This window comes from Clostridium sp. (assembly GCF_040797585.1).
Lineage (GTDB): Bacteria > Bacillota > Clostridia > Clostridiales > Clostridiaceae > Clostridium_Z.
This window is the reverse complement of record NZ_JBFNEO010000148.1, coordinates 1-7,254: the sequence shown is the minus strand read 5'-3', so window position 1 is coordinate 7,254 and position 7,254 is coordinate 1. Positions and strand designations below refer to the sequence as shown.

At 29.5% G+C, this 7,254-nt stretch carries 5 protein-coding genes; 4 read left to right on the top strand and 1 reads right to left on the bottom strand.

Annotated elements, in window-relative coordinates:
• A partial coding sequence (locus tag AB2369_RS09720; RefSeq protein ID WP_367666283.1) for an ATP-binding protein occupies positions 1-1,806 on the top strand: 1,806 nt, incomplete at its 5' end.
• A gap of 493 nt (positions 1,807-2,299) precedes the next feature.
• Positions 2,300-3,205, top strand: a complete 906-nt coding sequence (locus tag AB2369_RS09715) for a D-alanine--D-alanine ligase (protein ID WP_367666282.1) — start codon at positions 2,300-2,302, stop codon at positions 3,203-3,205.
• 206 nt (positions 3,206-3,411) lie between these two features.
• On the opposite strand, the gene AB2369_RS09710 is transcribed toward AB2369_RS09715, so the two are convergent.
• Positions 3,412-4,455, bottom strand: coding sequence for a M42 family metallopeptidase (locus AB2369_RS09710; RefSeq protein WP_367666281.1), 1,044 nt, complete (start codon positions 4,453-4,455; stop codon positions 3,412-3,414).
• Positions 4,456-4,704: 249 nt separating this feature from the next.
• Between AB2369_RS09710 and AB2369_RS09705 the strand changes: the two genes are divergently transcribed.
• Together AB2369_RS09705 and AB2369_RS09700 are read left to right on the top strand one after the other, a co-directional pair.
• Positions 4,705-6,084, top strand: coding sequence for a VanW family protein (locus tag AB2369_RS09705; protein ID WP_367666280.1), 1,380 nt, complete (start codon positions 4,705-4,707; stop codon positions 6,082-6,084).
• A 270-nt stretch (positions 6,085-6,354) separates the two neighbouring features.
• The coding region (locus AB2369_RS09700) for an AAA family ATPase (RefSeq protein WP_367666279.1) at positions 6,355-7,254 on the top strand (900 nt) is incomplete at its 3' end.

The window sequence follows — 7,254 nt, the reverse complement described above, 5'->3', positions numbered from 1 at the left end:
TTATTCTATTTAATTAAAAATTATAATAGTGATTTAGATATAGAAAAGCTTAGTGAAAATTTTAGAAGTAATTCTATATGGGAAGGAGAGGTAAACTATATAGTAAACCTCCAAAATAAAATATTTAGATGTGAAATACTTAAACTAGATTATCATAATAATGAAAATGCTATTATTACCATATTTGATGATGTAACCTATAAGAAAAAGATGAATGATAAGATTATAAAGAATGAAAAGAAGCTTAGAGATATTACTGATAACATGTTAGACTTTATGATAAATGTTGATTATAAGGGTAAAATTCAATATGTAAGTACATCTCTTTGCGCTATGTATAATGTAAATTATAAAGAAATTAGAGGAAAGTATATATATGACTTGATTTATTACGAGGATAGAAAAGAAGTAGAGAGGTTTATAAAAAATAGATTAAGTGGAATATCCAAAGAAAAACAATTAGAGTATAGACTAAAAATAACAGGAAATGACTATATATGGGTTGAATCAGTTATGAATCCAATAATAAATAATAAGGGAGCCATAGAGGGATTTGTTATAACTTCAAGAGACATAGATAAAAAGAAGTATTTTCAAAGAGCTTTAGTAGAAAGCGAAAAAAAGTATAAAGACTTTTTCAATTTAGTAAGGAATTATATATATATAATTGATGTAGGCAATGACACCATTGTAGATATGAATGAATTTATGAGAAATGATTTTCTCATAGATAACAGAGAAATAAGCATATCTGAAGTTTTTGGAGAAGATGCCTCCAAGCTACATTTTAAATATTTTTATAAGATTCTTAAAGGAAATAAAAATTTAGAATTTGAATTTACAACTAAAAATCACTTAGGAGATGAGATTGATTTAGAAGTATCTCTAACACCTATACATGATAAGGATAAAATAACCAAAATAGTATGTATGGCAAAGGATATAACTCATAAGAAAAAGATGAAACAACTTCAAGAGAGACATGAGGAAGATAGAAGAAAACTTTTAGAGGCTAGAGAATATGATAGGATAAAAACAGAGTTTCTAGCTAACATATCTCATGAGCTTAGAACCCCTATAAATGTTATATTCTCTGCTCTTCAATTAGAAGAACTTAGAAGTAAAAGTGTATATGGGGATAGTAGGAAATATTTAAGACTTATGAAACAAAATTGTTATAGATTACTTAGACTTATAAATAATCTTATAGATGTTACAAAAATAGAAGCAGGATATTTGCCTATAGAATATGTAAATATAGACATAGTAAATGTTGTAGAAAATATAACAATGTCTATTGTTGATTATGCAGAAAATAAAGATATAGAAGTAATATTTGATACAGATATGGAAGAGAAAGTAGTATCTATAGATTTAGATAAAACAGAAAGGGTTGTTATGAATATTTTATCTAATGCTATAAAGTTTACATCTAAAAAAGGGGTTATTAATGTAAAACTTTCAGAAGAAGAGGACTTTGTGAAAGTCTCAATAAGAGATACAGGAAGGGGAATACCAAAAGAAAAGCTTGCAACAATATTTGAAAGATTTAACCAAGTGGATAAATCTCTTACAAGAGATCATGAAGGAAGTGGTATAGGATTATATCTAGTAAAGTCTTTAGTAGAAATGCAGGGGGGGAATATAACTGTTCATAGCGAAATAGGAGAGGGAAGCGAATTTATAGTTAGATTTCCTATAGGGAATATAGATACCTATGAAGAGGTTGCAGTAACCTCGGATATAGGAAATTCTTATGTAGAAAGAATAAGTATAGAATTCTCAGATATATATGAAATAAATTAAATCTTTGCTCTAGGTATAATATAGATAAACTACATCCAAACTCAATCTTTGAATAAGCCTTAAGTAATGATAGCTTACGATTTAGTTTCAATCGTCATGTGGTTTATCTATAGGAAAAATAAATCAATAATTAATTTATTTTTATAATATTATACTTCTAAATTTTAGATTAAGATGATATAATGATATAGAAGCTATACTTTAGTAAAATGATTGCAAAAAAGAATACATGGAATAAAGGCTTGTGAATCACAAGTCTTTATTTATTCTATATTTTCTTTTGAATTTATACAATGGATGTCATCTCTAATAATCCATTTGAGATAAAGGAATATTAGAGATGATTAGTCCTTAGAACTTTTATAGGTAATTTATATTGTAAAGCAAACCACTGTAGGATAAATTTAACCTTAGAGTGGTTCTTTTATTTTGAACATAATTTTTTTATAATAATATTGTAAAAGAATAATATTGTGACTTGGAGGAGAAACAAATGAGAGTTGGAGTATTAATGGGGGGGATTTCCTCAGAGAGAGAAATATCTCTTAAAAGTGGAAGAGAAATAGTAGATAATTTAGATAAGAGTAAATATGAGGTTATAGAGATAGTTTTAAATAGTAAAGAGGAGTTAATAGAGAAGGTAAAGGATATTGACTTTGCTCTACTTGCTCTACATGGACAATTTGGAGAGGATGGTAAAATCCAAGCTGTGCTTGAAAATCTTAATATACCTTATTCAGGATGTGATACTTTAAGTAGTGCTGTATGTATGGATAAGGATATGACAAAGAAGGTTTTAAAGGCTTCTAATATAAGAACTGCAAGATGGATATGTGTAAGGGATATAAAAGAAATAGACTATAAAGCCATAGAGGAATTTGGATATCCTGTTTTTGTAAAGCCTAATAGTGGTGGATCTTCAGTGGCAACCACCAGGATAGATGAAAAAGAAGGTATAGAAGGGGCTGTAAAAGAAGCATTAAAATATGATAGGGAAGTAATGATTGAGGAATATATAAAAGGGGATGAGATAACTTGTCCTGTTTTAAATGGGGTAATGCTACCTATCCTTGCTATAAAGCCCAAATCAGAGTTTTTTGATTTTACTTCAAAGTATGAAGATGGTGGGGCAGATGAATTTATAATAGAACTTGAGGAGAATCTTCATAAGGAAGTTGAGGATATGGCATTAAGAAGCTACAGAGAAACTAAGTGTAGTGTATATGCTAGAGTGGATATGATAGTTAGAAGAGGGGTTCCTTATGTTCTTGAACTTAATACCCTTCCAGGAATGACTAAGAATAGTTTATTCCCAAAGAGTGCTAAAGGAGTAGATATAGGCTTTTCTGAGCTTTTAGATTTAATAATAGAGTATTCTTTAAAGGAAAGACAGCAATAAAAATAAGCTCATTCTGAGCTTATTTTTATTGTGTTCTAATTTATTCTATTCTTATATAGATGTATCCTATGATATTTAAGATAATATGTGTAAAGCCTATTATTCATCTAACCTTCAAATGGTGAAAAGAACACCACCTAAAGGAAGATTCGTTATATATTTAAAAATTTTAAGAAACCTTATAGCCTTAAATTACGTCTAATATATTAGGACATAGAAATATATTTTATTAGTAGATCTAATGTATTTACAAGGGAATCCATATGAGTTCTTTCATAGCCATGAGATGCAAATATTCCAGGTCCTATTAAAGCACATCTTATATCATAACCAGCTCTCATAGCAGCAGAAGCATCGGAACCATAATAAGGATAAATATCTACTCTATAATCTATATTGCTATTAGTACAAATTTCTATAAGTTTTTTTCTAAGGTCATAATCATAAGGACCAGAGGAATCCTTAGCGCATATGCAAACTGAGTATTCAGAGGAGTTTTGATTAACCCCAGGGGCACCCATATCAACAGCTATAAATTCTTTTGTTTTTTCTGGAATAGCAGAGGATGCACCGTGACCTACTTCCTCATAGTTGCTTATAAATATATTAGTGGTGTAAGGTAATTTTATGTTATTGTTTAGTACATATTCAACGATATATAAGAGTATAGCAGCACTAGCCTTATCATCTAAGTATCTGCTTTTTATAAAACCATTTTCAGTAATGGTAGTTCTAGTATCAATAAGAATAAAGTCTCCTACAGAGATAGATAGTTTTTCAGTATCCTCTTTAGAAAAGACTTTTTCATCTAGGACCACCTCCATATTATCAGGTGTTCTTTTAAGCTCACGAGCTTCATCGCCACTTATATGAACAGAAGGTTTTATTGTTTGAATAGTTCCGCTGTAGCTTTTTCCATTAAGGGTCTCAATTATGCAGTTTTCACCTTCTATACTAGACATCATGTAACCACCTACAGGGGTAAGACCTAAAGTACCATTAGATTTTATACTCTTTACCATGGCACCTAGAGTGTCTACATGAGCTGAAAGAGTTCTTTCATATTCTTCATTCTCTCCCTTAAGAGTTATAATTAAGGCACCCTTATTTGTTCTTTTATATACAGCACCTAATTTATCTAACTCTTCTTCTAAGTAATTAATTACATTGTTAGTGTAACCAGATGGACTATGAATGGATAGTATATTTGTTAGATAGTTTTTTAAATTTTCTAAATTGTAATTTGACAATTATAACGCCCCCTTTTTGAAATCTTAAATTTATTATAAATTTAATCTTTATGTAACAAAATATATTATACAAGAACTATAATAAATTTAGGATAGTATATTTATAGTAATTCTTATTATTTAAAAGTAAATCTTAGATAAATGAAAATATATATCAAAAAATGTCAAAAATAAACTACATAGGCTTTATAAAAAACTTATGTTTTATATTATAATATTATTGAGACTTAAAGAAAGGGGATTTTTCACATGACGAAACATACTAAGACTTTTAAATTTAATACTAAAATCGTAATTATTTCAATTCTTTTATTAATTATAATAGCTGGTTCAAGTGTATTTGCATATTATAAGTATATGGAATCCGAAGTTAATAAGTGGAATGACAAGATCTATCCAGGGATTTCTGTACAAGGGGTTAATTTAGAAGGTAAAACTAAAGAAGAGGCTATATCGAATCTTAAAGAAGGTTTTGGAGATGTAATTGTAAATAAAAAAATAAAAGTGAAGGCTAAGGATAAGACTTACGAAATGGATTATTCAAAGCTTAATGCTAAATATGATATTGAAGAGGTTGTCAATGAAGCCTTTAATTCTGGAAAAGATGCCACTTTGAGGGACAAGTATAAAAAAGTCCATAATCCTACTAATGAGGATTTAGAACTTAAATTTAGCCATGACCCACAGTATGTAAAGGAATTTGTAGGTAACATAGCTAAAGAGGTAGATAAGGCACCTAAGGATGCAAAACTTAACTTCAATGGAGGGTTTTCAGTAACCGATGAGGTAATAGGATATAAATTAAACCAAGAAGATTTAGAAAATCAAATATTAAGTAGTATAAATGGTAATATTAATGAGGAAACCAATTTAGAGGCAAAAATAGATGAAGACAAGCCTTCGGTAACAGGGGATGCTTTAAGAAGAATAAATGGTAAGGTATCTCCGGGATATTCAACAAACTACTCTAGCTCTTCTCAAGAAAGATCTTATAATATAGAACTATCAACTAAGGCTATCAATGGAACAGTGTTAATGCCAGGAGAGACCTTTAGTTATAATGATGTGGTAGGAGAAAGAAGCGCAGAGAGAGGATATAAAGATGCTCCGGTAATAGTTGGTAACAAGGTTGAATCAGGAATAGGCGGCGGTATATGCCAAGTATCATCCACACTATACCAAGCAGTAATAAGGTCAGGGTTAAGTTCTGTGGAAAGAGTTAACCATTCTATTCCAGTAGGATATATGACAAAAGGTTTTGATGCTACGGTAGCTTGGGGAAGTATAGATTATAAGTTTAAAAATACCTTTGATTTCCCAATATATATACAAGGGGAGAACTCAGGTAAGAATGTAAGCTTTAATATATATGGAGATACTTCAGCAGTAAATAAAACTTATGAAATATATAGTGAAGTGGTAGAAAATCTTAATCCGACTACAAAAACTGTTGAAGATCCAACACTTCCAGAGGGTCAAACTGTAATAGAAAGACATCCAGCTCAAGGATTTAGAGTTAAGACTTATAGAAAGGTATTTGAAGGTGGAAAGCTTATAAATACAGAATTACTATCAACAGACACTTATGCTGTTGTTAATGGAGTTCAAAAGGTAGGAACTAAAAAGTAATTATAATTTAAATTATATAATTAACATGAGAATATAAGGAACTATCTCAAAGTAGAAAAATGAGATAGTTCCTTTTGTTTTTATGAAGAAATAAAAAGAGGTTACTTTTATTTGAAAATATATGTTTTATACAATTTGTTGTAATTTATGGTTATTTAAAATAAAATAGAGTTATATGTAAAATTTGTTACAAAAATTACATAATTATACTTCAGGATTTAAATAATTGAATTTAGAGAGGGGGAGCTACAGTTTAGTAGCGAATGCATTTTGAAGGAAAAGGAATTAATAAACAAGATTATTCTAAATATTAGCAAAGTAGTTATTGGAAAAGAAGGGGAAATAAAAAATCTTTTAAAAGCAATAATAGCTAATGGACATGTACTTATAGAAGATGTGCCAGGGGTTGGGAAAACTACATTGGTTAAAGCTCTAGCAAAATCCTTAGATTTAACTTTTGGGAGAATACAATTTACTCCGGATGTACTTCCATCAGATGTAACTGGGGTATCTATATATAATCAGAGAGACATGAATTTTGAATTTAAAAAAGGACCTGTTTTCTCTAATATTCTTTTAGGAGATGAGATAAATAGGACCTCTCCTAAAACTCAATCATCTCTTTTAGAAGTTATGGAGGAGTATCAAGTAACAGAAGGAAATATTACGCATAAATTAGAGAGGCCATTTTTTGTTTTAGCAACCCAAAATCCTATAGAATATCATGGAACCTATGAGCTTCCAGAAGCTCAGCTAGATAGATTTATGATAAAGATAAATATTGGATATCCTTCTATAGAGGATGAGGTTAATATATTAGAAATTTATAAGGATAAAAGTCCTATAGATCATATAAATAAGGTTTTAAGTAAAGAAGATCTCATGAAAATACAAGAGTTGTGTAGAAAGGTTAATGTTCATAAAACTATAGAAGAGTATATTGTGAGTATAGCTAATGAAACAAGAAATAATGAGTATTTATCCGTGGGAATAAGCACTAGAGCTTCATTAAGTTTATTAAAAATAGCTCAGGCTACTGCTCTTATGGAGGGAAGAAACTATGTTATTCCAGACGATGTGAAGAACAATGTTAAACTGGTTTTAGACCATAGAATGATTTTAAGTTCTTTAGCCAAGTCAGGAAAATATTCTAAGGAGAAGATATTAAAG